This window comes from Amycolatopsis sp. NPDC104775, from assembly GCF_055583325.1.
The window spans coordinates 451,724-472,272 of record NZ_JBVJOE010000004.1 but is presented as its reverse complement, the minus strand read 5'-3'; the positions used below and the strand labels follow the sequence as shown (position 1 = coordinate 472,272).

The window sequence follows — 20,549 nt, the reverse complement described above, 5'->3', positions numbered from 1 at the left end:
GCCGTCGATGCCGGGGCGGGACACCCTGGTTCAGCAGTAGCTGCCGGTGCAGTAGTAGCTGTGCACCTCGGACGCGGCCACGATGCTGATGATGATCATGATGATCGCGAACAGCCAGCCGAGCGCGCCGATGATCGTGGCGACCAGGCACAGCGTCCGCGTCGTCTGCGAGGCCTGCTGGGCCATCGCGTAGTTGCCCTGCATCTTGTACGACTGGACTTCGTTCGACTTCATGATCGCGAAGATCGCGACGATCCACATCAGGAAGATGCAGCCGATCGCCCAGCCCTTGTAGTCCTTGATGGCGCTCATGTCGCCGCCGGGCGCGCCGCCGAAGGCGGGCTGGCCGTACGGCACGGGCTGGCCGTAGGGCTGCTGCGGGTACGGCTGCGCCGGCGTCGCACCGGACTGCGGGTACGGCTGCTGGCCGTAGGGCTGCTGCGGCTGGCCGCCGTAGGGCTGCTGGGGCTGGCCGTAGGGATTGGTCATCTGGGTTCCCCCGAGTTCCTCGTACTTACCGTGATCCGGTGCGGATCAGGACTGGGCCGGACCGGGCTTCGGCGTTTCCGGCTTGATCATCTGCGTCGCTTCCGGCTCGGCTGCCGGGTTCGCGACCTGGGCGCGCCCGGCGGAGCCGGACGCTTCGGACGGTGGCTGCGGGGGCGCGGGCGGGCGCACGACCTGGGTCGGCTCGGGCTGCTCGAACGCCGTCGGGCCGGGCTGGCCCGACGCGGGCTGGGGCGCGAGGCCTGGCTGGCCCGACTGCGGCTGAGGCGGGACGCCTGGCTGGGCGAATCCTTGCTGCGGCGAGGTTCCCGGGACCGGCTGGCCGAATCCCGGCTGCGGAGTCCCGGATCCGGGTGCCGCGGCGGGAAAACCGGCGTTCGGCGACGGCTGTGCGGGGAATCCGCCCGGCGCGAACTGCCCGGATCCGGGCTGCGGCGCGGGGCCCGGCTGGCCCGGGAAACCGCCCGGCTGACCGGGAAACGCTCCCGGTTCGGCAGGCTGGCCTGGCTGACCGAAGCCGCCGGGCTGGCCGAGGAATCCGCTGGGCTGACCCGGCTGGACGAAGCCGCCGGGCTGATCCGGCTGGACGAAGCCCCCGGGCTGATCCGGCTGCACGAAGCCGACAGGCTGACTTGGCTGGCCGAAACCACCAGGCTGGCCGGGAAACCCGGCTGGCTGCCCCGGCTGACCGAAACCACTAGCCTGGCCGGGCTGGCCGAAGCCAACGGGCTGGCTTGGCTGACCGAAACCACCAGCCTGGCCGGGCTGACCGAAGCCAACGGGCTGGCTTGACTGCCCGAAACCACCAGACTGGCCGGGAAACCCGCCCGGCTGGCCGAATCCGCCGGGCGCGCCCGGGGTCGCGGGGTGGGCGGGCACCACGATCGTGCCGAGGATCTTGTCCGAGAAAGTCTGCGCCTTATCGTCCCACAGCGGCCACAGGTAGCCGAGCGCGAACGCCATGCTGTCCAGCGCGTGCGCGAGGTCGCGGACGAACGCCATCCCGGCCCCGATGGGTTCGCCGGTGGCTTCGCTGACGAGCTTGATGCCGACGATCCGCTTGCCCAGCGACTGGCCGGTGCCGCCGCCGTTGATCCAGCGGTTGAAGACCGACCAGGCGAGCGTGCCGAGGATCGCGAGGAGGTAGACGATCGTGCCCGCGACGCCGGAGGCCAGCGACACGAGCACGGCGAGCAGGAGCCCGCCGAGAAGCGGGGCGAAGTCGATGAGGTAGGCGCCGGCGCGCTGGCCCCAGTCCGCGTAGACCCGGCCGGGGCCGTACGGCTGCCCGAATCCCGCCGGCTGGGGGTAGCCGCCCGGTGCCTGCTGTCCCGGCGGCGCGCCGAATGACGGTCCGCCTTGAGGCGGGCCGCCGGGCTGGCCGTAGGGATAGGTCATCGAGTGTTCCCCTCGTCACTGCGCGCTGAACCTGGCCGAGTCCACTGCGGACACGCCAGTGCGCGGGAGCGTACCTGGTCCAGCGGGGCGAGGCCGAGCAGGTATCCGCATCGGGTGACGCGTTGGACGAGACGGCCGCCGGACCGGTTCCGGGGACGGCGAAAACGGGGCTAACTCACACGGACAAGCCGGTGAACGGGGCGAACGGAATGTTGCGCACGACAAACCACAGGACGAACACCACAGCCACGACGTGCGGTGTCCAGCGCCAGTGCAGCCAGGACCGCATCGCCCGGCCGCGCAGCCTTCCCAGCGTCCAGGCGAGACCGCTCCACGCGAACAGCGCGACGAACACCATGGCCACCGCGTTGTAGTGCACTGCCGCGGAAAAATCGCCGTGCAGCACGCTGTAGGCCATGCGGAGCCCACCGCAGCCGGGGCAGTCGATCCCGAAGAGCAGCTTCGTCGGGCACACCGGGAGCGGGCCGCCGGGCGTGGTCGGATCGCCGAGCCACACCGCGACGCACGCCAGGCCGACCCCTCCAGCCGCGGCCGCCGGACCGGCGAGAGCCCTTGCCACCGCACGGGTTCCGCGCGCCGGCTGTCCGGTGTAGACGGTGGTCAATGGAACCAGAGCACGTTTCCGGCGATCAGCAGCACGACGAGCGCGACGATCACGTACAGCCCGATCAGGATGGCGACGGAGAGCGCCGACCACATCGCCCACTTGCGCGCCTCGTCCGCCGCGCGGTGCGCTTCGGCCGCGTATCCCTGATACCACAAGGTGTTCACCTGGCTGGCTTTGACGATCGCGACGATCCCCAGCGGCAGGCAGCAGAACACCGTCGCCAGGATCGCCCACACCAGGTTGCTGTCCGGCGGCGGCGGATACTGCGGCGGATACCCGTACGAAGGAGGGTACGGGCCCTGCGGCGGATACGGGCCGGTCATGGGATCCCCCTGGACAAATCGGATGCGGTTCGCCCTGACGCTACCCGCCCGCGCCGCCGCCCGCGTTCACCACGGTCAGAAACCCAGCCGGCGCAGCTGTTTCGGGTCCCGCTGCCAGTCCTTGGCCACCTTGATGTGCAGGTCGAGATACACCTTCGTGCCGAGCAGCCGTTCGATGTGCTTGCGCGCGGTCGCGCCGACCTCGCGCAGCCGTTCGCCCTTGTGCCCGAGGATGATCCCCTTCTGGCTGGGGCGTTCCACGTACAGCAGCGCGTGGATGTCGATGAGGTCGTCGCGGTCTTCGCGCGGCAGCATCTCCTCGACGGTCACCGCGATGGAGTGCGGCAGTTCGTCGCGGACGCCTTCGAGCGCGGCTTCGCGGATCAGCTCGGCGACGAGGGTCTGCTCCGGCTCGTCGGTGAGCTCGCCGCCCGGGTACAGCTGCGGTCCTTCGGGCAGCCGCCGCACCAGCAAATCGGCCACGGTCTGCACCTGGAACCCGTCCACGGCGGACACCGGCACGAGGTCGGCGAACTCCATCACTTCTTGCAGTGCGACCAGCTGCTCGGCGACCTGTTCCGGTTTCACCAGGTCGGTTTTGGTGACGACGCCGATCACCGGGGTGCGCCGGGCGATCTTCGTCAGCTCGGCGGCGATGAACCGGTCGCCGGGGCCGATTTTCTCGTTGGCGGGCACGCAGAACCCGACGACGTCCACTTCGGACCAGGTCTCGTGCACGATGTCGTTGAGCCGCTGGCCGAGCAGGGTGCGCGGCCGGTGCAGGCCCGGGGTGTCGATGATCACCAGCTGCGCGTCGTCGCGGTGCACGATGCCGCGGATGGCGTGCCGGGTGGTCTGCGGTTTGCTGGAGGTGATCGCGACCTTCGTGCCGACGAGCGCGTTGGTGAGGGTCGATTTGCCCGCGTTGGGACGGCCGACGAAGCAGGCGAAACCGGAACGGTGCGGTTCGGTCACGGCTGCAGCACCTCGACCACGGCTCCGGACGGGTCGGCGAAGATGATCGGCGCTGTCTTCGTGACGTCGCGGACCGCGTGCACGGACGCCTCGGCGACGAGCGCGTCGGCGGTGACGACGGCGGCGGCTTCGAAGCCTTCCGCGCCGCTGGACAGCGCGGCGGCGACGGCGGCCTGGACGGCGGTGAGCTTGAACGAGGGCTGGTCGATGGTGGTCGCGGCGTAGGTGCGGCCGTCGGTGTCGCGGACCGCGGCGCCTTCGTCCGCGCCGGTGCGGGCGCGGGCCGAACGGGCCAGCGTGACCAGCTTCTGGTCCTCGGCGTCGAGGTCAGGCATGTTCGACTCTCCTGTCGTGCTCTTCGGGCTGGGGCGGGCGGGTGCGCGGGCGCGCCGACGACGGCCGGACGACCACGGACGTGATGCGCATCCGGCCGCGGCGGTCCTTGCCCCCTTCGGCGAACAGCCGAAGTCCGGCGACCTCGGCTTCGGCCCCCGGCAGCGGGACCCTACCCAGTCGCTCGGCGAGCAGCCCGCCCACGGTCTCCACGTCGTGGTCTTCGAGGTCGATGCCGAACAGTTCGCCGAGGTCGTCGACGCCGAGCCGGGACGAGACCCGGACCGAGCCGTCCTCGAGCTCCTCGACTTCGGGGCGTTCGTCGGCGTCGGATTCGTCGGTGATCTCGCCGACGATCTCCTCGAGGATGTCCTCGATGGTGAGCAGGCCCGCGGTGCCGCCGTACTCGTCCACCGCGATCGCCATGTGGTTGTGCGTGCGCTGCATTTCCTTGAGCAGTTCGTCGAGCCGTTTGGAGTCGGGCACGAAGCTCGCCGGGTTCATCACCGCGCCGACGGCCGTGCTCGGCCCGTCCGGGCCCATGTACGCGGGCATGAGGTCTTTGATGTTGACCACGCCGACGATGTCGTCCACCGAATCGTCGATCACCGGCACGCGGGTGAAGCCGGTGCGCAGCGCGAGCGCGAGGGCCTGGCGGACGGTTTTGGTGCGCTCGATCCACACGATTTCGGTGCGCGGCACCATGACCTCGCGGGCGACGGTGTCGCCGAGTTCGAACACCGAGTGGATCATCTCGCGTTCGGAGTCCTCGACGACGCCGCGTTCCTGGGCGAGGTCGACCAGTTCGCGCAGTTCGACTTCGGAGGTGAACGGGCCTTCGCGGAAGCCGCGACCGGGCGTGATCGCGTTGCCGAGCACGATCAGCAGCCGCGACAGCGGGCCGAGGACCGTGCCGAGGGCGCGGACCGGCCCGGCGACGATCGTGCCGACGCGGTACGGGTGCTGGCGGCCGATGGTGCGCGGGCCGACGCCGATGAGGACGTAGCTGACCACGACCATGACGACCGCGGACACCAGGATCGCGAGCCACAGCCGGTCGAACCAGGCGACGAAGGACACGGTGACCAGCACGGTGGCGGTGAGTTCGCAGGCCAGCCGGAGCAGGAGCAGCAGGTTGATGTGCCTGCGGCGTTCGGCGACGACCGCGGCGAGCTGGCGGGCACCGACGCGGCCGTTGCGGACCAAGCCGTCGACGCGGGCCTGCGACACCGTGCCGACCGCGGCGTCCGCGGCCGCGAACACGCCCGCGAGCAGCACCAGCGTCACCGCGATGACGACCTGTGCCGGGGGGTTTCCCATCGTCGGAGCCTAGGGCGTTTCCCCGGGCCGCGGCGCGTCGAGCCCGGCGATGCCGAGGACGCGGTCGTCGACGTCGCGTTGCGCGTCGCGGGCCTGGTGCGCGGCGACCGCGGCCTGGAATTCGCCGAGGATCCGCTTCTGCAGCCCGAACATCTCGCGTTCCTCGGCGGGTTCGGCGTGGTCGTAGCCGAGGAGGTGGAGGCAGCCGTGGACGGTGAGCAGGTGCAGTTCGTCGATCAGCCGGTGGCCCGCGGTTTTGGCCTGGTCCTTGGCGAAGGCCGGGCAGAGCACGATGTCGCCGAGCAGCGCCGGGGACGAGTCGGGCGCGTCGGGACGGCGCGAGGAGTCGAGCTCGTCCATCGGGAAGGCCATGACGTCGGTGGGCCCGGGCAGGTCCATCCAGCGTTCGTGGAGGTCTTCCATCACCTCGAGGGTGACGCACAGGATGGACAGCTCGGCGAGCGGGCTGACCTCCATTTTCTCCAGCGTGTAGCGCGCGGCGGAGACGATGGACGCCTCGTCGACGTCGACGCCGGATTCGTTGGCGATCTCGATGCTCATCGGCGGGAGCCTTTCCAGCCGCCGGTCTGCTGCTCTTGCGCGTCCTGCACGGCCTGCCACTTCTCGTACGCGTCGACGATGTCGCCGACCAGTTTGTGCCGGACGACGTCCTGGCTGGTGAGCTCGGCGAAGTGCAGGTCCTCGACGCCGCCGAGGATGTCGCGCACGACGCGGAGCCCGCTGCGCTGCCCGCCGGGGAGGTCGATCTGGGTGATGTCGCCGGTGACGACGATCTTCGCGCCGAACCCGAGGCGGGTGAGGAACATCTTCATCTGCTCGGGCGTGGTGTTCTGCGCCTCGTCGAGGATGATGAAGGCGTCGTTCAGCGTCCGGCCGCGCATGTAGGCCAGCGGTGCGATTTCGATCGTGCCCGCCTGCATGAGCCGCGGAATCGACTCCGGTTCGACCATGTCGTGCAGCGCGTCGTAAAGCGGCCGCAGGTACGGGTCGATCTTCTCGTTCAGCGTCCCCGGCAGGTACCCGAGCCGCTCGCCCGCCTCGACCGCGGGACGGGTCAGCACGATCCGCGTCACCTGCTTGGCCTGCAACGCCTGCACGGCCTTCGCCATCGCCAGGTACGTCTTGCCGGTACCCGCGGGCCCGATGCCGAAGACGATCGTGTGCTTGTCGATCGCGTCGACGTACCGCTTCTGGTTCAGCGTCTTGGGCCGGATGGTCTTGCCCCGCCGCGACACGATGTTGAGGCTCAGCACCTCCGCGGGCGACGCGTCCCCGCTGGACAGCATCCCCACAGTCCGGCGCACCGTGTCCGGCCCGACCTGCTGGCCTCCGCCGGCGAGCTGCACCAGCTCGATGAACACCCGCTCCGCGAACGCCACGTCGGCAGCGGCACCGGTCAGCGTGACCTCGTTGCCGCGCACGTGCACGTCGGCCGCCAGCAGCTCTTCGGCCACCCGCAAGTTCTCGTCCCGGGACCCCAGCAGGCTCAGCTGAGCCGCCTCCGGGATCGGGAATCGAACCTGTGCCTCGGCCGGCACCCGATTGTCGCCTCGGGCGGCTCCGCCCGTTTCAGTTCCGGCCACGTGGCCTCGGTCCTGCTTTCTGCGCACTTCGCAAAGTCAACGTACAGGGACCCTTGAATGCTACTTGTCCTGCTCCCTGCCTCGCAGCCCGGTTTCAGCGCACTCCGGCCTGCGGCCGCCCGAACAACCCCAGCTGCTCCCCGCCGAGCACATGGGCGTGCACATGAAACACCGTCTGCCCGGCGTCAGCGTCAGTGTTGAACACCACCCGATACCCGCTCTCGGCGACCCCCTCGATCTCCGCCACCTTCCGCGCCGTCACCAAGACCGCGCTCAGCAACTCCGGGTCCGCCTCCGCCAACTCCCCCACGTTCCGATACCTCTTCCGAGGCACCACGAGCACATGCACCCGCGCCTGCGGATTGATGTCCCGAAACGCAAACGTCGCCTCGTCCTCATACACGACGTCCGCCGGAATCTCTCCGGCGATAATCCGCTCGAACAACGTCTCCGCCGCATCGCCCTCGCTCATAACAACACCCTACAAACAAGACAGCGACCACGACACGAACCCTCAAGAAGGCGACCGACACGCGCCCCGCAACCACCGACACTCACCAAGGCGACCGACTCACCTCACGCAACCACCAACACTCACCAAGGCGACCGACCCACCCTCCGCAACCACCGCACCGCGGGGGTCCGGGGGGCTCGGCCCCCCGGGAATGATCGCGGAACCGCGGCGGCGAAGAATCGCGCCAGCGATTCGAAGACGCCGCGGCGCGGTGGAGCCTGGGGGTCGCTCCACCGCCGCCGCGGCTCCGCCGGACCGAGGGGGGAGGTGCCCGGCGGGGCATGAGTTCGCGTACCCAAGAGTAATGCCCGCCCGGGGGCGGGCTGAAACCCTTGTGTTCGCACGTTGCGAAGCAGAGTAGCCGTCGGGGGTGCGGCGCGCCATCACCTGGTGCGGATGTTTAGGGGTTCTGCCGGGTTTTGCTGGTTCGGCGGGTCCCGGCGGTCAGTGCCAGCGGCCGGTAAGCACGCCGAGCGCGCCCAGTGCGACAGCCGCCGCCGTGGAGGTGCGCAGGACGGTCGGGCCGAGGCGGACGGTGGTGGCTCCGGCGTCTTCGAGAATGGCGAGTTCGTCGTCGGTGATCCCGCCTTCGGGGCCGACGACGAGGAGGAGGTCTCCGCCGTCGGGGAGGTCGAGTTCGGTGAGTCTGCTGGTGACGCCGGATTCGAGGACGAGGGTCGCGGACATGGTGCCGGCGAGCTGGGCGAGTTCGCGGGTGCCGACGGGTTCGGCGACGGCGGGCACGTGGGCGCGGCGGGCTTGTTTGGCGGCGGAGCGGGCGGTGGCGCGCCAGCGGGCGAGGGCTTTCTCGCCGCGGGGCCCGTCGTCCCAGCGGGCGACGCTGCGGGCGGCGCGCCAGGGCACGATCGCGTCCGCGCCGGCTTCGGTGGCCAGTTCGACGGCCAGTTCCCCGCGGTCGCCTTTGGCGAGCGCCTGGGCGACGTGGACGCGCAGCGCGGGCGGTTCCTCTTGCCAGCGTTCGAGAACGGTGAGGGTGACCGAGGCCGCCCGGCCCGCTTCGACGGCGTCGACGGCGCAGCGGGCCATCGCGCCGGCGCCGTCGGAGAGCACGAGCTGCTCCCCCACGCGCAGCCGGCGCACGGTGGCCGCGTGCCGGGCTTCCTCGCCGTCGAGCAGCGCCCGTCCTTCGGCGGGCACCGCCGGGGCGAGGAAGACCGGCAGTGTGGTGTCCGGCACAGTCAGCGGTTCTTCGCGCGGAGCTTGGAGAACAGGCCGCCGTGCTTGCTGCCGTTGGCGGCGAGCGTCGGGACTTCTTCGCCGCGCTGCTGGGCGAGGTCGACGAGCAGTTCGCGCTGGGCCTCGTCGAGTTTGGTCGGCACCACGACGTCGATGTGCACGTGCAGGTCGCCGCGCCCGTCGACGCGGCCGGACGAGCGCAGCCGCGGCATGCCCTTGCCGGTGAGCACCAGTTCGGTGTTGGGCTGGGTGCCGGGTTCGATGTCGAGTTCGTAGTCGCCGTCGACCAGCGTGGCGATCGGCACGGTCGCGCCGAGCGCCGCGGTGGTCATCGGGATGCGGAAGTTGCAGTGCAGGTCGTTGCCCTCGCGGACGAACACCTCGTGCGGCGCCTCGTCGATCTCGACGTAGAGGTCGCCCGCCGGGCCGCCGCCGGGGCCGACCTCGCCCTGTCCGGACAGCCGGATCCGCATGCCGTCGCCGACGCCGGGCGGGATCTTCGCGGTGACGCCGCGCCGCGACCGGATCCGGCCGTCGCCGCCGCACTGGCGGCACGGGTCGGGGATGACCTCGCCGAAGCCGCGGCACACCGGGCACGGGCGCGCGGTGACGACCTGGCCGAGGAACGACCGCTGCACGGACTGGACCTCGCCGGCCCCGCCGCAGGTGTCGCAGGTCTTGGTGGTCGTGCCCTCGGCGGTGCCCGCGCCGCGGCACAGGTCGCAGACGATCGCGGTGTCGACGGTGATCTCGCGGTCGACGCCGGTCGCGCACTCCTCGAGGGTGAGGCCGAGCCGGATCAGCGCGTCGGAGCCGGGCTGCACGCGGCTGCGCGGCCCGCGGCCCCGTCCGCCGCCCCCGCCGGCCGCGCCGAAGAAGGCGTCCATGATGTCGCCGAGCCCGCCGAAGCCGGCGAACGGGTCGCCGCCCCCGCCGCCGCGCCCGCCCGGGTCCATCGGGTCGCCGCCGAGGTCGACGATCTTGCGCTTCTGCGGGTCGGAGAGCACCTCGTACGCGGTGGTCACCTCGCCGAAGCGGTGCTGGGCGTCCTCCGACGGGTTCACGTCGGGGTGCAGCTCGCGGGCCAGCTTGCGGTACGCGCGCTTGATCTCCTGATCGCTCGCGTTCTTGGCCACCCCGAGGATCCCGTAGTAGTCCCTCGCCACGTTGCTCTGCCTTCTCCTTCGTGTTCCGCCGCGTCCCCGGCCTGCCGCCGGTCAGCGGCCGGACAGGATCTGCCCCACGTAGTTGGCGACCGCGCGGACCGCCGCGATCGTGCCCGGGTAGTCCATCCTGGTCGGCCCGACGACGCCCATCCCCCCGAGCAGCATGTCGTCCCGGCCGTAGCCGATGGACACGACCGAGGTGCTGCGCATCTGCTCGTCCTCATTTTCCTCACCGATGAGCACGGTGACCGCACCGGGGTTGCGGGCCGCGGCGAGCAGCTTCAGCACCACCACCTGTTCCTCGAGCGCTTCGAGCACCTGGCGCAGCGATCCGGGGAAGTCCGCGACGTTGCGGGTGAGGTTGCCGGTGCCGCCGAGCACGATCCGCTCTTCGGGGTGCTCGACCAGCGATTCGACCAGGGTGGTGCAGATCCGGGTGAGGTGGTCGCGCAGGTCCGGGGCCGCGCCTTCGGGCAGTTCGGCCACGTTCGCCGCCGCGTCGGCCAGCCGCCGCCCGCCGAGCGCGCCGTTGAGCGCGGTGCGCAGCCGCAGCACGGTCTCCTCGGTGACGACGTCGCCGAGGTCGACGGTGCGCTGGTCGACGCGGCCGGAGTCGGTGATCAGCACGAGCATCAGCCGCGCGGGCGTGAGCGGGACCACCTCGAGGTGGCGCACCACGGTGTTGGTGAGCATCGGGTACTGCACGACCGCGACCTGGCGGGTGAGCTGCGCGAGCAGCCGGACCGACCGGCGCAGCACGTCGTCGAGGTCGGTGCCGGAGTCGAGGAAGGTGGTGATCGCGCGCCGTTCGGCCGCCGACAGCGGCTTGATCTCCGACAGCCGGTCGACGAACAGCCGGTACCCCTTGTCGGTCGGGATCCGCCCGGCGCTGGTGTGCGGCTGGGCGATGTACCCCTCTTCCTCCAGTGCGGCCATGTCGTTGCGCACGGTGGCGCTGGAAACCCCCAGGTTGTGCCGCTCGACGATCGACTTCGACCCCACCGGCTCCTGATTCGACACATAGTCGGCGACGATCGCGCGCAGCACCTCGAAGCGACGCTCTTCCGTGTTCGCCACCGGCACCTCCTTCGCGGTCCTCCTGCTCCTCACAACGAGTTTACGGACCCGGGAGTGCCCAGCGCGCCCTCCGGTCCGGACCGGGCCGGGTAAAAGGCGGGCAAACAATTTTTAATAGCGACGAACCGGGCAACTCGGAACTTCGCTTGCACGGGGAACCGGAAGCGGGTTTTCTGCCTCGGAAAGACCATGAACCACTCGATCCGAAAGCAGTGGCCGACATGAAGGCACTTTCTCCCGAAATCGCCGAAATCCGGCAGCGGGCCGCGGAGGCGCGGGAACGGCTGAAGCACGTGTCGGCGACCGCGACGAGCCCGGACGGGGCGGTCACCGCGACTGTCAACACCGCCGGTGCGCTGCAGGAACTCCAGTTCGGCTCCCGCGCGGACGAGATGCCGCGAACCGCGCTCGCGGCCGCCGTGCTGGCCACCGCGCGGCGCGCCCAGGCCCAGGCCGCACAGCAGCTGACCACGATCATGGCACCGGTGATCGGCGAGCACAGCGACGCGATGAAATTCCTCGAAGAACAGATCCCGGAACCGGAAATCCCGGAGGAACCGGCCCCGCCTTCGACGCCGCAGCCGCAATTCTTCGACGCGCAGGAAGATTCCCCCGCCCCGCCGCCCGCCCGGCCCGCGCGTCCGGCCCGTCCGGCCCCGGACCCCACGGATGACGACGACTACTACGGCGGCGGCTCGTTCCTCGGGAGGAACTGATGGCGGACGGATCGAAGGTCGACCTCCCGGCGCTGCGCGCGCACAAGGGCGAGGTCGAGGACATCGCGGCCGGGGTGCACACCGCGGCGCAGGCGACCGAGTCCGGCCAGTCGTTCGGCGACGACGCGTTCGGCCTCGTCGGCCAGGTGTTCGCGATGCCGCTGCAGATCTGGATGTCGGTGGCGACCTCCTTCGTCAAGGACGTGGCGGACACGGCCGACGACATCGCCGAGCGCTTGGGGCAGGCGCACGATCACTACGACAACCACGAGAAGCAGACCGTCGGGCACATCAACGGTCTCGGCAAGGAGCTGCCGGAATGACCGAGACGCAGGAAAACCCGCTGGTCGCGAAGTCGGAGTCGCCGGGCGGCCTGACCGCGAACATGGGGTCGTCCCCGAACGAGCTGGACAACCTCAACGCCCAGACGTCCGGCTCCGGCATGCTCAACGACGTCGCGGCCACGCTCACCGACGCCCGGCACGGCGACTGGGGCAACCTCGCCGTCGACGTCGCCACCGACGGCCTCGACCTGCTCGGCGCGGCGATGGACCCGCTCGGCACGCTGGCCAGCGCGGGCGTCGGCTGGCTGATCGAACACATCAGCTTCCTCAAGGAGGGCCTCGACCAGCTCGCGGGCAATCCGGAGGCAGTCACCGCGAAGGCCGTGACCTGGTCGAACATCTCGAAGCAGCTGAACGAGAGCGCGGACCAGTACGAGCAGGCCGCGAGCAAGGTCGCCCCGGATTTCCAGGGCCAGGGCGGAGAGGCGTACCAGAAGACCGCGAAAGACTACGCGGACACGCTGCGGGGCGCGGCCGGGCACGCGAGCAGTGCGTCCACCGGGATGAACGTCGCCGCCGCGCTGGTCGGCACGGAGCGCGGGCTCATCCGCGACATGATCTCGTCGTTCGTCGGCGAGCTGATCATCAAGGGCCTCGCCGCGCTCGCTTCGTCATGGTGCACCTTCGGCGGGACGATCGCCGCGTTCATCGCCGACACCGTCGTCGAAGGCGGGATCCTGGCGGAGAAGATCGGCACCCGGATCGCGAAGGTCGTGGAGAAGCTGGACAAGCTCGCGGAGAGCGCGGGCAAGTCGAAGGCCGCGATCGAGCAGGCCGCGAACGCGCTGCGGAAGGCGGGGAAGGCCGCGGGCAAGATCACGGACAAGAGCGTCGACATCGCGGCGGGTCTCGAGAAGAAGGCGGGCGAGCTCAAGCAGGCGGGCAAGGCCGAGAGCGCCGCGGACAAGGCTGAGCGCTGGACCACCAACGTCAAGGAGAAGGTGCCGGGCCGCGAGCACTTCGAGGGCGCGGGCGAGGCTTACTCCGAGGACGGCCGCAGCGTGCTGAACCAGAAGAAGTGGCGCGAAGGCGACGGAGTCCCGGGCTGGAATCGCGCGGACACCGTCGGCGTCGGCGCGGAAGCCCGGCGGCAGGAGAACGAGCAGTACGACCGGTACTCCGAAGGCTCCGAGGCCTACGAAAAGGAGCACGAGAAAGCAGAGGGCGGCGGCGAAGGCGGCACTGGAGAGTGAGCAGCGAAACCGTGCAGGCAGCCGCCGACCAGGCCAACCGGGAAGGCCGCCTGCACCCGTCTCAGCGGACAATGGTCCTGAACGCGGGCTTCTCGATGGCTGTCGTGTGGATCATCCTGTTCGTCGCCGCAGCGATCCTGGCGCCGATCGTCATCGGGGTAAGCGGCGACGAACTGCGAAGCCTCAACGCGGTGCACGCCGACGTCGGTTTGCCGCCGGTGTCGTACTGGTCGCTGAACTGGCAGGTGTATCTCCTGACGGTGTTCTTCCTCGCGCTCGCGGTCGTCCCCGGCCGGGTCGCCTGGCGGCGGCTGGCGGAGGTGCGCAGCGGCAAGCTCGACGTAGTCCGCGGGTGGACGTACGACTACGGCCACGTGCACAAGGCGCCGTCCGGCGGGCAGCACGCGATGTACCTGTACGAAGTCACCGAGCGGATGACATTCACCTATTTCGTCGTGCGGGGGAAGTCCCACCGGCTCGATTACGACCTGCGGCAGCGAGTGCTCGGCAACCGCACGAACGCCGCGATCCTCACTCCGCGAAGCAAGATCCTGGTGAACGTGGTCGCGGCGTGACCGCGAAGGCCGACCCCGGCGAGGTCGCCGCCGCCAATCTCGCCGGAAGACTGCACCCAAGCCAGCGCGGGGTGGTCTTGGGCTGGTTCTTCTGGGCGGTCTGGGTGTTCGTCGCGATCGAGGTGACGATCGCGGTCGTCGCGCTCGTCACTTCCGGCTTCACGGCGTCCGCGTTGGTGGCGACGGCGGTCGCCGTGGTCGTGGTCGCGCTGGCGATCCGGTTCGGCAGGCGGCAGTTCGCCGAATACCGCGCGCCGCTGACGGTCGTCCCCGGGCCGGTGCACGATTTCGGCACCGGCCCGATCACCGACGACTACCCGGTCGGGTTCAAGCACACCCCGCGCGGTCCGGGGACCGTCGAGAAATGGCAGCTCCGCGCGGGCGGCCGCACCCTCCGGGTCGATCCGGCCCGGGGCAAGCGGCTGGCGGCCGAGCGGGTCGTCGCGGTGTGCCTGCTGGGGAACAGCGGCTCGGTGGCGAGCATCGTCGGCGAGAACGGCGTGTGGTGAATCCGGTTCAGGAGTTCTTCGGGAACCCCAGGTTCACCCCCGCGTGCGAAGTGTCCGGCCACCTCGACGTGACCACCTTTTTCCGCGTGAAGAAGTGGAATCCCTCCGGCCCGTACGCGTGCGTGTCGCCGAACAGGGAGTCCTTCCAGCCGCCGAAGGAGTAGTAGCCGACGGGAACCGGGATGGGCACGTTGACGCCGACCATGCCGACCTCGACCTCGCTCTGGAAGCGGCGCGCCGCCCGGCCGTCTCCAGTGAAGATGGCGGTTCCGTTGCCGTAGGGATTGGCGTTGACGAGGGCGAGCGCGTCGTCGAAGCTGGCTGTTCGTGCGACGGACAGCACGGGACCGAAGATTTCGTCGCTGTACACCGCCATACTTGGCGTGACGCGGTCGAAAAGCGTGGGGCCGAGCCAGAATCCGTCGTCCGCGCCGTCCGCTTCCACGCCGCGGCCGTCCACCACCAGTTCCGCGCCCTCGGCCAGCCCAGTGTCCACATAGGACACCACTCGTTCGTGGTGTGCCCGGGTGACCAGCGGTCCCATCTCCGACGAGGGCTTGCTTCCGTCTCCGACGCGCAGTTTCCCCATCCGCTCCGCGATTTTGGCCACCAGGTCGTCCGCGATCGGCTCGACCGCGACCACCACCGACACCGCCATGCACCGCTCCCCCGCCGACCCGAATCCCGCCGACACAGCGGCGTCGGCGGCCAGGTCCAGGTCGGCGTCCGGCAGCACGACCATGTGGTTCTTCGCCCCGCCGAGCGCCTGGACGCGCTTTCCGTGGCTGGTGCCGGTTTCGTAGACGTAGCGGGCGATCGGGGTCGAGCCGACGAAGGAGATCGCCTTGACGTCCGGGTGCGCGAGAAGCCCGTCGACCGCCACTTTGTCGCCCTGCAGCACGTTGAACGCGCCGGACGGCAGGCCCGCTTCGGCGAGCAGTTCGGCGATGAACAGCGCCGCGGACGGGTCCTTTTCGCTCGGCTTGAGCACGACGGTGTTGCCGCACGCCAGCGCGTTCGGCACGAACCAGAGCGGCACCATGGCGGGGAAGTTGAACGGCGAGATCACGCCGACCACGCCGAGCGGCTGTGCGATCGAGTAGACGTCGACGCCGGTGGAGGCGTTCTCGCTGAACCCGCCCTTGAGCAGTTGCGCCGCGCCGCACGCGTATTCGACGTTTTCGATCGCGCGCGCGATCTCGCCCGCCGCGTCCGATTCGACCTTGCCGTGCTCGCTCGTCACGATCTTCGCCAGTTCGTGTTTGCGGGCTTGGAGCAGCTCGCGGAAGGCGAACAGCACGCGCGTGCGCCCGGCCAGCGACGTCCCGCGCCAGCCCGGCAGCGCGGCGGCCGCCGCCGCCACGGCCTGGTCCACCTCGGCCGGTCCGGCGAAGTCCACCCGCGCGCTGACCTGGCCGGTGGCCGGGTCGTACACGTCGCCGGTGCGTCCGGTGCCGGCGACCGGCTTGCCGTCGATCCAATGGCTGATGCGGTCGGTCACGACGTCCGCTCCTTCCGGTCGGGTGTTCACGAGTCTCCGGGCGAGGCGCCCGGCTCCGCCATCGACAACGTGTACGGACTACCCCTCTCCGCCGTACAGTCTGTGCCCTGCCAGCCAGCAAGGGGGACCGATGTACCCGACCGTCGCCGAGGCGCTCGCGTTGCCGGTGCTGCGCCAGGGGTGTCCGCGCGTGGTCGCGGGCAGCACCGGGCTCGAACGGCGGGTCCGCTGGGCGCACGCGGCCGAGGTCGCCGACATCGCGCACCTGCTGCGCGGCGGAGAACTCGTGCTCACCACGGGTGTCGCGCTCCCCGACGACGACGCGACGCTGACCCGGTACGTCGCCGACCTCGCCGAGGTGGGCGTCGCGGGCCTGGTGGTCGAACTGGTGCGGCACTGGAACGACCGGCTGCCGCGCGCGCTCGTGACGGCGGCCGAGCAGCGCGGGCTGCCGCTGGTGACGCTGTCGCGGGAGACGCGCTACGTCGCGGTGACTGAGGCAGTGAACGGGATGATCGTGGACGCGCAGCTCGCCGAGCTTCGGGCGGCGGAGCGGGTGCACGAAACGTTCACCTCGTTGACCGTCGCGGGAGCCGAACCCGCCGCGGTGCTGGCCGAGGTGGCCCGGCTGACCGAACAGCCGGTCGTGCTGGAAACCCTGGAACACGAGGTTCTCGCCTATGACACGGCGGGCACGGATCCAGGCGAATTGCTGGTCGGCTGGCCGGCGCGGTCGCGGGTGGTGCAGGTCGGCGAGCGCACCGGATACCACTCGGCGGCAGGCTGGCTGGTCACCGTGGTCGGCGCGCGCGGGCACGACTGGGGACGGCTGGTGCTGGTGTGCGCCGAGCCGCCGCCGCACCGGTATCAGGTGGTCGCCGAACGGGCTGCGTCCGCGCTCGCGGTGCACCGCCTTGTCACGCGCGACTCCAACACTCTCGAACGGCAAGCACACCGCGCGGTGTTGACCGAATTGCTGAATTCTCCCGCGCCGACAGCCGAAATCCTCGCGCGCTCTTCCGCGCTCGCGGTGCCGCTTACCGGACGGCAGTTGGTCGGCCTCGCGGTACGGCCGCGCGTCACCGCGACTACGCGACCGACGCTGTCCACGCCGCCGCTGTTGCGCGAACTGGCGGAAGCGACCGCACTCGCGACGCGTCGGGCGAAGGTATCCGCGCTGGTATCCACGGACGAGACCGCCGTACGCGCGCTCCTCGCACTCTCGCCGGAAGCCAACGCCGACGCGGTACTCCAGCGTCTAGCCACCGACATCCACGACGCACGCGCCTCCGCACCAGCTGCCATCGGCGTCGGCACCACTGTCACCGGACCCGCTGAGGCACAACGCACTCTGGTCGAGGCCGCGCACGTCGCTGCCGCGGCCCTCGACGAGGACGACGGCCAACCGTTGCACCGTCTCAAGGACGTTCGGCTGCGCGGCCTGCTGCACCTTCTCGCCGACGACGAGCGCGTACACGCCTTCGCCGCGCGAGAGCTAGGCCCGCTCCTGGAACGCGACGCCGCTTCCGGCAGCCGCCTTGTTCCAGCACTGCGGCATTACTGCGCGCACGGCGGCAACAAGTCCGCCGCGGCCGTCGCCGCGCACACCTCGCGGACGGCGTATTACCAGCAACTCGCCCGCATCGAACAGGTGCTGGGAGTGCGACTGGAAGATCCGGAGTCGATGCTGTCGCTGTACGTGGCATTGCTCGCGTACGACCTCGGCGCCGCCACCCGTCCGAGCGAGGAAAACCCACCCGGACGTGGAGCACAGTGATCGGGTCCGGAATGCCGATATCCCTCCTATGGTGTTCTCTTCTTTCGCTCCGGTCGCCGCTTGCCTGATCGGGTTCGGCGGTCTGGCCGCGCCGCACGTCCCGGAGTCCGCGATGCAGCTGACCGTGCACGAGACTTCCGGGCGCGTCACGAGCTCGTCGCTGACCTGCGACCCCACCGGCGGCACGCACCGCCACCGCGACGCCGCCTGCGCGACGCTCGCCGCGGTGGACGGCGATTTCGCCCGCATCGCGCCGCACCGGCAGAAGTGCACGATGATCTACTCCCCGGTGGACGTCACGGCTCTGGGCAGCTGGCGCGGCACGCCGGTGACGTACCGGGCGACGTACCCGAACAAGTGCGCGGCGGACAGCCAGTCGAACGGGGTGTTCGCGCTTTAGCGCCCGGCGGCGACCGGTTCCGGCGGTCCCGGAATCGGTTGTCGCGGCGGGCAATTCGGTGGGGAACGGACGCTGTCGTGCCTAGGCTGCGTCCTCGTGATGACCCCGACGACCCTGCGCGAGCTGTACTTCGCGGTGCAAAGCTACCCCGGCTCGGCGCTGTTCTCCGACGTGCTCTCCCCGTGGCTCGACGAGCACGCCGCCGCCGCGCGCGAGATGCTCGCGCCGCTGGCGGTCTGCGGAGAATGGCAGCGGACGGAATACGTGTGGGGCGATCTGCTCGAGCAAGCGTATGCGCTCAGCCGGATCAGCGATCTCCTGGTGCTGGGCTTCCAGCCCGGCCTTCCGGACGGAGCCGAAACGCCGTTAGCGCACCACCTGCACCTGCCCGGGCACGACGTGCCGGTCACCGTCGAGGAGTACGTCGGCTTTTTCTCCGCACTCGGCATGCGGCGGGTCGAAGAGGCTCGGTTCGATCCGTTCTTCCACGAGATCGCGGCCGTCGAGCAGAGCGGTGATCCAGACGAGCCGATCGGGATCACCGCCGAACAGTGGCCGTGTCTCATGCTCGGAGAGATGCTGTTCGCCCGCGCCGGTGTCCGCGTGCGAGCGGGGGAACGCCACGCGAAAGCCGGGATCGCGGACCGGTCGACGCTGCACGAGTCGTTTCTCCGCCGCCATCGGCCGACCATCGACGGATCGCACGGCTGGGGCCACAACTCGCAATGGAAGACCGACTTCCGGCGCGACTACCTGACCGAGGATGCCTATCGGTTCAACGTCGACGCGAAGGCGGACATCGACCAGAAAAACCCGTTCGACGATACGGAACTGACCCCGGCGCAACGCCGCGACCTGGTGCGGCATCGCTGCGCGGTAAACCTCGACACGTATTTCCCGGAGCCCGAAGAACCCTTGGCCGACTGGCGGCTGACCCTGCCCCGCGACTGAACCCCGTCACGCGCACAGCGGCATCTCCTGGATGATTTCCCTGGCCTGGGAACGGCTCCAGTTCCAGGCGGGCCAAGCGTCGTCAGGCAAGGAATGGGCGAGCGGCCGCAAGAGGCAGGCCGCGTCGGGGCGGCGCTGCGCCACCACCGGGGCCACGTCGGCGGAGAACCCGCTGAGGTAACGGAAGTCGAGCGGCTTGCCCTGCTCCGCCCGGTCCAGGTTGGCGTCCGCGATCGCCGCCTCCGGGTTCGCCGCGGCCAGTCCCAGCAGCGCCAGCGCGGCGGTGGCGATCGCCGCGCGGGGCAGCCAGCCCGGGCGAAGCGTGCCCAGCGTCGCTCCGATCAGGACGAACACCACGCCCAGCCAGATCTCGCACACCTCCACCAGCAGGCGCAGCACGGTGAATCCGTAGGCCTGCTGGTAAGTCCACATGCGACTCAACGCGGACAGCACCACGACCAGGCTCAGCACGGTCAGCGCACCGAGCAGCGCCCGCAGAACCGTTCGGTCGGCGCGCGTGGCTTTCGGCGCCCAGCGCAGTGCCGCGGCGACGATGCCGAGAGTCAGCACCGTGCAGGCGCAGAGCTGCCAGAAACCGCCGCGCGCGTAGTCCGCCGACGTGAGGCCGTCGGTGCGGAGGACGTAGTCCGTGCCGCCGAAAAGAGCGGTCGCTTGCACGCCGACGTAGGCGGTGAACAGCACTGCCAAAGTGCCCAGCAAGGACGTCCACGAGCGCCGGTCGCCGACCGTCGTGTTCCGGTTTTCCCGCTCCGGCAAGGGATCCGCGGAGATCAGGAAGGTCGCGGCCATCGCGGCGAAGGCCACGACGAACACCAGCACGGCTTGGCCGGCCGAGACGGGACGCACCTCCGGGACGAGGTCGCCGACGAACTGCGCGAAGCGCGGGTCCGCGCTGACCAGCAACGGCACGAAGACCACCAAGACCAGCCCGGACAGCAGGACCGGCCCGAGGACCCGTCCCCGCTGCCGACCGGTGCGGGGACTCCGGCGGAGCAGCCACGGCACCGCGCGGAACGCTTCGAGCGGCACCGCGAGAACGTCGTACGTCGTGCCGTGCACCGTCCGCTTGCCGACCACGGCGAGCGACGCCGCGACTGCTGCTCCTACCGCGCACAACGCGAACAACCACTCGGCCGCTCGCACGGCTCCGACCGCGAGCAGGGCGATCGCCAGCACCGCCCAGGCTGCCTGCCGCCAGCGTCTCGCCTTGGCGGCTCGTTTCTGTCTGCCGCACAGTTTCGCGCACGTCAGGAGCGCCACGACCGCGATCAGCAGGGCGAGCACCCAGCCGATCCCCGGCCGGTCCACCGGCACGACGACCGCCCCGGCGACCGCGACCGCCAGCGCGGCCAGCTTCGCGCCGCCGGGTACCGCGGCCTCGGCCCGCTCGAACAACGGCCTCGGTCCCGGCTGCCGGACGACCTGCACCAGCCAGGGCGGAACGGCATGCGCGGGGTGCTTCTGAACCTGCTCGGACATGGAAGTCCTCTCTCTTAGCGATAGCAAATGGTTGTGGATGC

23 protein-coding genes are annotated in these 20,549 nt (G+C 70.3%); 8 read left to right on the top strand and 15 right to left on the bottom strand.

Translation table 11 applies throughout. The annotated features are described in order from the left end of the window. Nucleotides 1–30: 30 nt before the first annotated feature. From ACZ63D_RS20840 to hrcA, 13 genes are all read right to left on the bottom strand, one after another. Nucleotides 31–489: a CD225/dispanin family protein gene (locus tag ACZ63D_RS20840; protein ID WP_465355965.1), complete on the bottom strand. Its 459-nt coding sequence runs from the start codon at nt 487–489 to the stop codon at nt 31–33. A gap of 45 nt (nt 490–534) precedes the next feature. Then, nucleotides 535–1,905 (bottom strand): RDD family protein, encoded by a 1,371-nt coding sequence (locus tag ACZ63D_RS20835; RefSeq protein WP_465355964.1) that lies wholly within the window; start codon nt 1,903–1,905, stop codon nt 535–537. Nucleotides 1,906–2,080: 175 nt separating this feature from the next. After that, entirely contained in the window at nt 2,081–2,530 is a 450-nt protein-coding gene (locus tag ACZ63D_RS20830) for a DUF2752 domain-containing protein (protein ID WP_465355963.1), read from the bottom strand. Next, nucleotides 2,527–2,856, bottom strand: a complete 330-nt coding sequence (locus ACZ63D_RS20825) for a CD225/dispanin family protein (RefSeq protein ID WP_465355962.1) — start codon at nt 2,854–2,856, stop codon at nt 2,527–2,529. Before ACZ63D_RS20825 ends, ACZ63D_RS20830 begins: the two co-directional genes overlap by 4 nt. Before the next feature lie 75 nt (nt 2,857–2,931). Beyond that, nucleotides 2,932–3,831 (bottom strand): GTPase Era, encoded by a 900-nt coding sequence (gene era, locus ACZ63D_RS20820; protein ID WP_465355961.1) that lies wholly within the window; start codon nt 3,829–3,831, stop codon nt 2,932–2,934. Next, nucleotides 3,828–4,166 carry a cytidine deaminase gene (locus ACZ63D_RS20815; protein ID WP_465355960.1) on the bottom strand — a complete coding sequence of 113 codons (339 nt, stop codon included), beginning with the start codon at nt 4,164–4,166 and terminating at the stop codon, nt 3,828–3,830. The genes era and ACZ63D_RS20815 overlap by 4 nt, the downstream gene beginning before the upstream one ends. Next, a complete protein-coding gene (locus tag ACZ63D_RS20810; protein WP_465355959.1) occupies nt 4,159–5,484 on the bottom strand; it encodes a hemolysin family protein in 1,326 nt (441 codons plus the stop codon). The genes ACZ63D_RS20815 and ACZ63D_RS20810 overlap by 8 nt, the downstream gene beginning before the upstream one ends. A 9-nt stretch (nt 5,485–5,493) precedes the next feature. Further along, on the bottom strand, nt 5,494–6,045 hold the full coding sequence (gene ybeY / locus ACZ63D_RS20805; protein WP_043837412.1) for an rRNA maturation RNase YbeY: 552 nt from the start codon (nt 6,043–6,045) through the stop codon (nt 5,494–5,496). Beyond that, nucleotides 6,042–7,088, bottom strand: a complete 1,047-nt coding sequence (locus tag ACZ63D_RS20800) for a PhoH family protein (protein ID WP_465355958.1) — start codon at nt 7,086–7,088, stop codon at nt 6,042–6,044. Before ACZ63D_RS20800 ends, ybeY begins: the two co-directional genes overlap by 4 nt. Nucleotides 7,089–7,182: 94 nt before the next feature. Then, on the bottom strand, nt 7,183–7,560 hold the full coding sequence (locus ACZ63D_RS20795) for a histidine triad nucleotide-binding protein (RefSeq protein ID WP_465355957.1): 378 nt from the start codon (nt 7,558–7,560) through the stop codon (nt 7,183–7,185). A 486-nt stretch (nt 7,561–8,046) separates the two neighbouring features. Next, nucleotides 8,047–8,799, bottom strand: coding sequence for a 16S rRNA (uracil(1498)-N(3))-methyltransferase (locus tag ACZ63D_RS20790; RefSeq protein ID WP_465355956.1), 753 nt, complete (start codon nt 8,797–8,799; stop codon nt 8,047–8,049). Between the two features lie 2 nt (nt 8,800–8,801). Further along, nucleotides 8,802–9,965, bottom strand: a complete 1,164-nt coding sequence (gene dnaJ, locus ACZ63D_RS20785; protein ID WP_465355955.1) for a molecular chaperone DnaJ — start codon at nt 9,963–9,965, stop codon at nt 8,802–8,804. 51 nt (nt 9,966–10,016) lie between these two features. Continuing rightward, nucleotides 10,017–11,042, bottom strand: a complete 1,026-nt coding sequence (gene hrcA, locus ACZ63D_RS20780; RefSeq protein ID WP_465355954.1) for a heat-inducible transcriptional repressor HrcA — start codon at nt 11,040–11,042, stop codon at nt 10,017–10,019. Between the two features lie 221 nt (nt 11,043–11,263). On the opposite strand from hrcA, the gene ACZ63D_RS20775 reads away from it, so the two are divergent. From ACZ63D_RS20775 to ACZ63D_RS20755, 5 genes are read left to right on the top strand one after another with little or no spacing between them, the layout of a single operon-like run. Beyond that, nucleotides 11,264–11,758, top strand: coding sequence for a YbaB/EbfC family nucleoid-associated protein (locus ACZ63D_RS20775; protein WP_465355953.1), 495 nt, complete (start codon nt 11,264–11,266; stop codon nt 11,756–11,758). Further along, nucleotides 11,758–12,081 carry a type VII secretion target gene (locus ACZ63D_RS20770; RefSeq protein ID WP_465355952.1) on the top strand — a complete coding sequence of 108 codons (324 nt, stop codon included), beginning with the start codon at nt 11,758–11,760 and terminating at the stop codon, nt 12,079–12,081. The genes ACZ63D_RS20775 and ACZ63D_RS20770 overlap by 1 nt, the downstream gene beginning before the upstream one ends. Further along, nucleotides 12,078–13,295: a PPE domain-containing protein gene (locus ACZ63D_RS20765; protein ID WP_465355951.1), complete on the top strand. Its 1,218-nt coding sequence runs from the start codon at nt 12,078–12,080 to the stop codon at nt 13,293–13,295. The genes ACZ63D_RS20770 and ACZ63D_RS20765 overlap by 4 nt, the downstream gene beginning before the upstream one ends. Continuing rightward, on the top strand, nt 13,292–13,870 hold the full coding sequence (locus tag ACZ63D_RS20760; protein WP_465355950.1) for a hypothetical protein: 579 nt from the start codon (nt 13,292–13,294) through the stop codon (nt 13,868–13,870). The genes ACZ63D_RS20765 and ACZ63D_RS20760 overlap by 4 nt, the downstream gene beginning before the upstream one ends. Further along, the gene (locus ACZ63D_RS20755) at nt 13,867–14,379 is read left to right on the top strand and encodes a hypothetical protein (protein ID WP_465355949.1); all 513 of its coding nucleotides are present in this window, start codon (nt 13,867–13,869) and stop codon (nt 14,377–14,379) included. Before ACZ63D_RS20760 ends, ACZ63D_RS20755 begins: the two co-directional genes overlap by 4 nt. Nucleotides 14,380–14,386: 7 nt before the next feature. Here the strand turns inward: ACZ63D_RS20755 and ACZ63D_RS20750 are convergent, their stop codons facing one another. After that, nucleotides 14,387–15,880, bottom strand: a complete 1,494-nt coding sequence (locus ACZ63D_RS20750; protein WP_465355948.1) for a CoA-acylating methylmalonate-semialdehyde dehydrogenase — start codon at nt 15,878–15,880, stop codon at nt 14,387–14,389. Nucleotides 15,881–16,010: 130 nt separating this feature from the next. Here ACZ63D_RS20750 and ACZ63D_RS20745 point away from each other — a divergent pair, with 130 nt between their 5' ends. From ACZ63D_RS20745 to ACZ63D_RS20735, 3 genes are all read left to right on the top strand, one after another. After that, entirely contained in the window at nt 16,011–17,657 is a 1,647-nt protein-coding gene (locus tag ACZ63D_RS20745) for a PucR family transcriptional regulator (protein ID WP_465355947.1), read from the top strand. A gap of 28 nt (nt 17,658–17,685) precedes the next feature. Then, the gene (locus tag ACZ63D_RS20740; protein WP_465355946.1) at nt 17,686–18,057 is read left to right on the top strand and encodes an SSI family serine proteinase inhibitor; all 372 of its coding nucleotides are present in this window, start codon (nt 17,686–17,688) and stop codon (nt 18,055–18,057) included. Between the two features lie 99 nt (nt 18,058–18,156). Further along, nucleotides 18,157–19,008 carry a hypothetical protein gene (locus ACZ63D_RS20735; RefSeq protein WP_465355945.1) on the top strand — a complete coding sequence of 284 codons (852 nt, stop codon included), beginning with the start codon at nt 18,157–18,159 and terminating at the stop codon, nt 19,006–19,008. Nucleotides 19,009–19,014: 6 nt separating this feature from the next. Here the strand turns inward: ACZ63D_RS20735 and ACZ63D_RS20730 are convergent, their stop codons facing one another. After that, nucleotides 19,015–20,508 carry a DUF4153 domain-containing protein gene (locus tag ACZ63D_RS20730; protein WP_465355944.1) on the bottom strand — a complete coding sequence of 498 codons (1,494 nt, stop codon included), beginning with the start codon at nt 20,506–20,508 and terminating at the stop codon, nt 19,015–19,017. Nucleotides 20,509–20,549 lie beyond the last annotated feature (41 nt).

Bases quoted from the DNA above. Each gene is read 5' to 3' on its own strand.
- ACZ63D_RS20840 (WP_465355965.1), bottom strand. From the start codon at position 489: ATGACCAATCCCTACGGCCAGCCCCAGCAGCCCTACGGCGGCCAGCCG.
- ACZ63D_RS20835 (WP_465355964.1), bottom strand. From the start codon at position 1,905: ATGACCTATCCCTACGGCCAGCCCGGCGGCCCGCCTCAAGGCGGACCG.
- ACZ63D_RS20825 (WP_465355962.1), bottom strand. From the start codon at position 2,856: ATGACCGGCCCGTATCCGCCGCAGGGCCCGTACCCTCCTTCGTACGGG.
- ACZ63D_RS20815 (WP_465355960.1), bottom strand. From the start codon at position 4,166: ATGCCTGACCTCGACGCCGAGGACCAGAAGCTGGTCACGCTGGCCCGT.
- ACZ63D_RS20810 (WP_465355959.1), bottom strand. From the start codon at position 5,484: ATGGGAAACCCCCCGGCACAGGTCGTCATCGCGGTGACGCTGGTGCTG.
- ybeY (WP_043837412.1), bottom strand. From the start codon at position 6,045: ATGAGCATCGAGATCGCCAACGAATCCGGCGTCGACGTCGACGAGGCG.
- ACZ63D_RS20795 (WP_465355957.1), bottom strand. From the start codon at position 7,560: ATGAGCGAGGGCGATGCGGCGGAGACGTTGTTCGAGCGGATTATCGCC.
- ACZ63D_RS20775 (WP_465355953.1), top strand. From the start codon at position 11,264: ATGAAGGCACTTTCTCCCGAAATCGCCGAAATCCGGCAGCGGGCCGCG.
- ACZ63D_RS20770 (WP_465355952.1), top strand. From the start codon at position 11,758: ATGGCGGACGGATCGAAGGTCGACCTCCCGGCGCTGCGCGCGCACAAG.
- ACZ63D_RS20765 (WP_465355951.1), top strand. From the start codon at position 12,078: ATGACCGAGACGCAGGAAAACCCGCTGGTCGCGAAGTCGGAGTCGCCG.
- ACZ63D_RS20745 (WP_465355947.1), top strand. From the start codon at position 16,011: ATGTACCCGACCGTCGCCGAGGCGCTCGCGTTGCCGGTGCTGCGCCAG.
- ACZ63D_RS20740 (WP_465355946.1), top strand. From the start codon at position 17,686: ATGGTGTTCTCTTCTTTCGCTCCGGTCGCCGCTTGCCTGATCGGGTTC.
- ACZ63D_RS20735 (WP_465355945.1), top strand. From the start codon at position 18,157: ATGACCCCGACGACCCTGCGCGAGCTGTACTTCGCGGTGCAAAGCTAC.
- ACZ63D_RS20730 (WP_465355944.1), bottom strand. From the start codon at position 20,508: ATGTCCGAGCAGGTTCAGAAGCACCCCGCGCATGCCGTTCCGCCCTGG.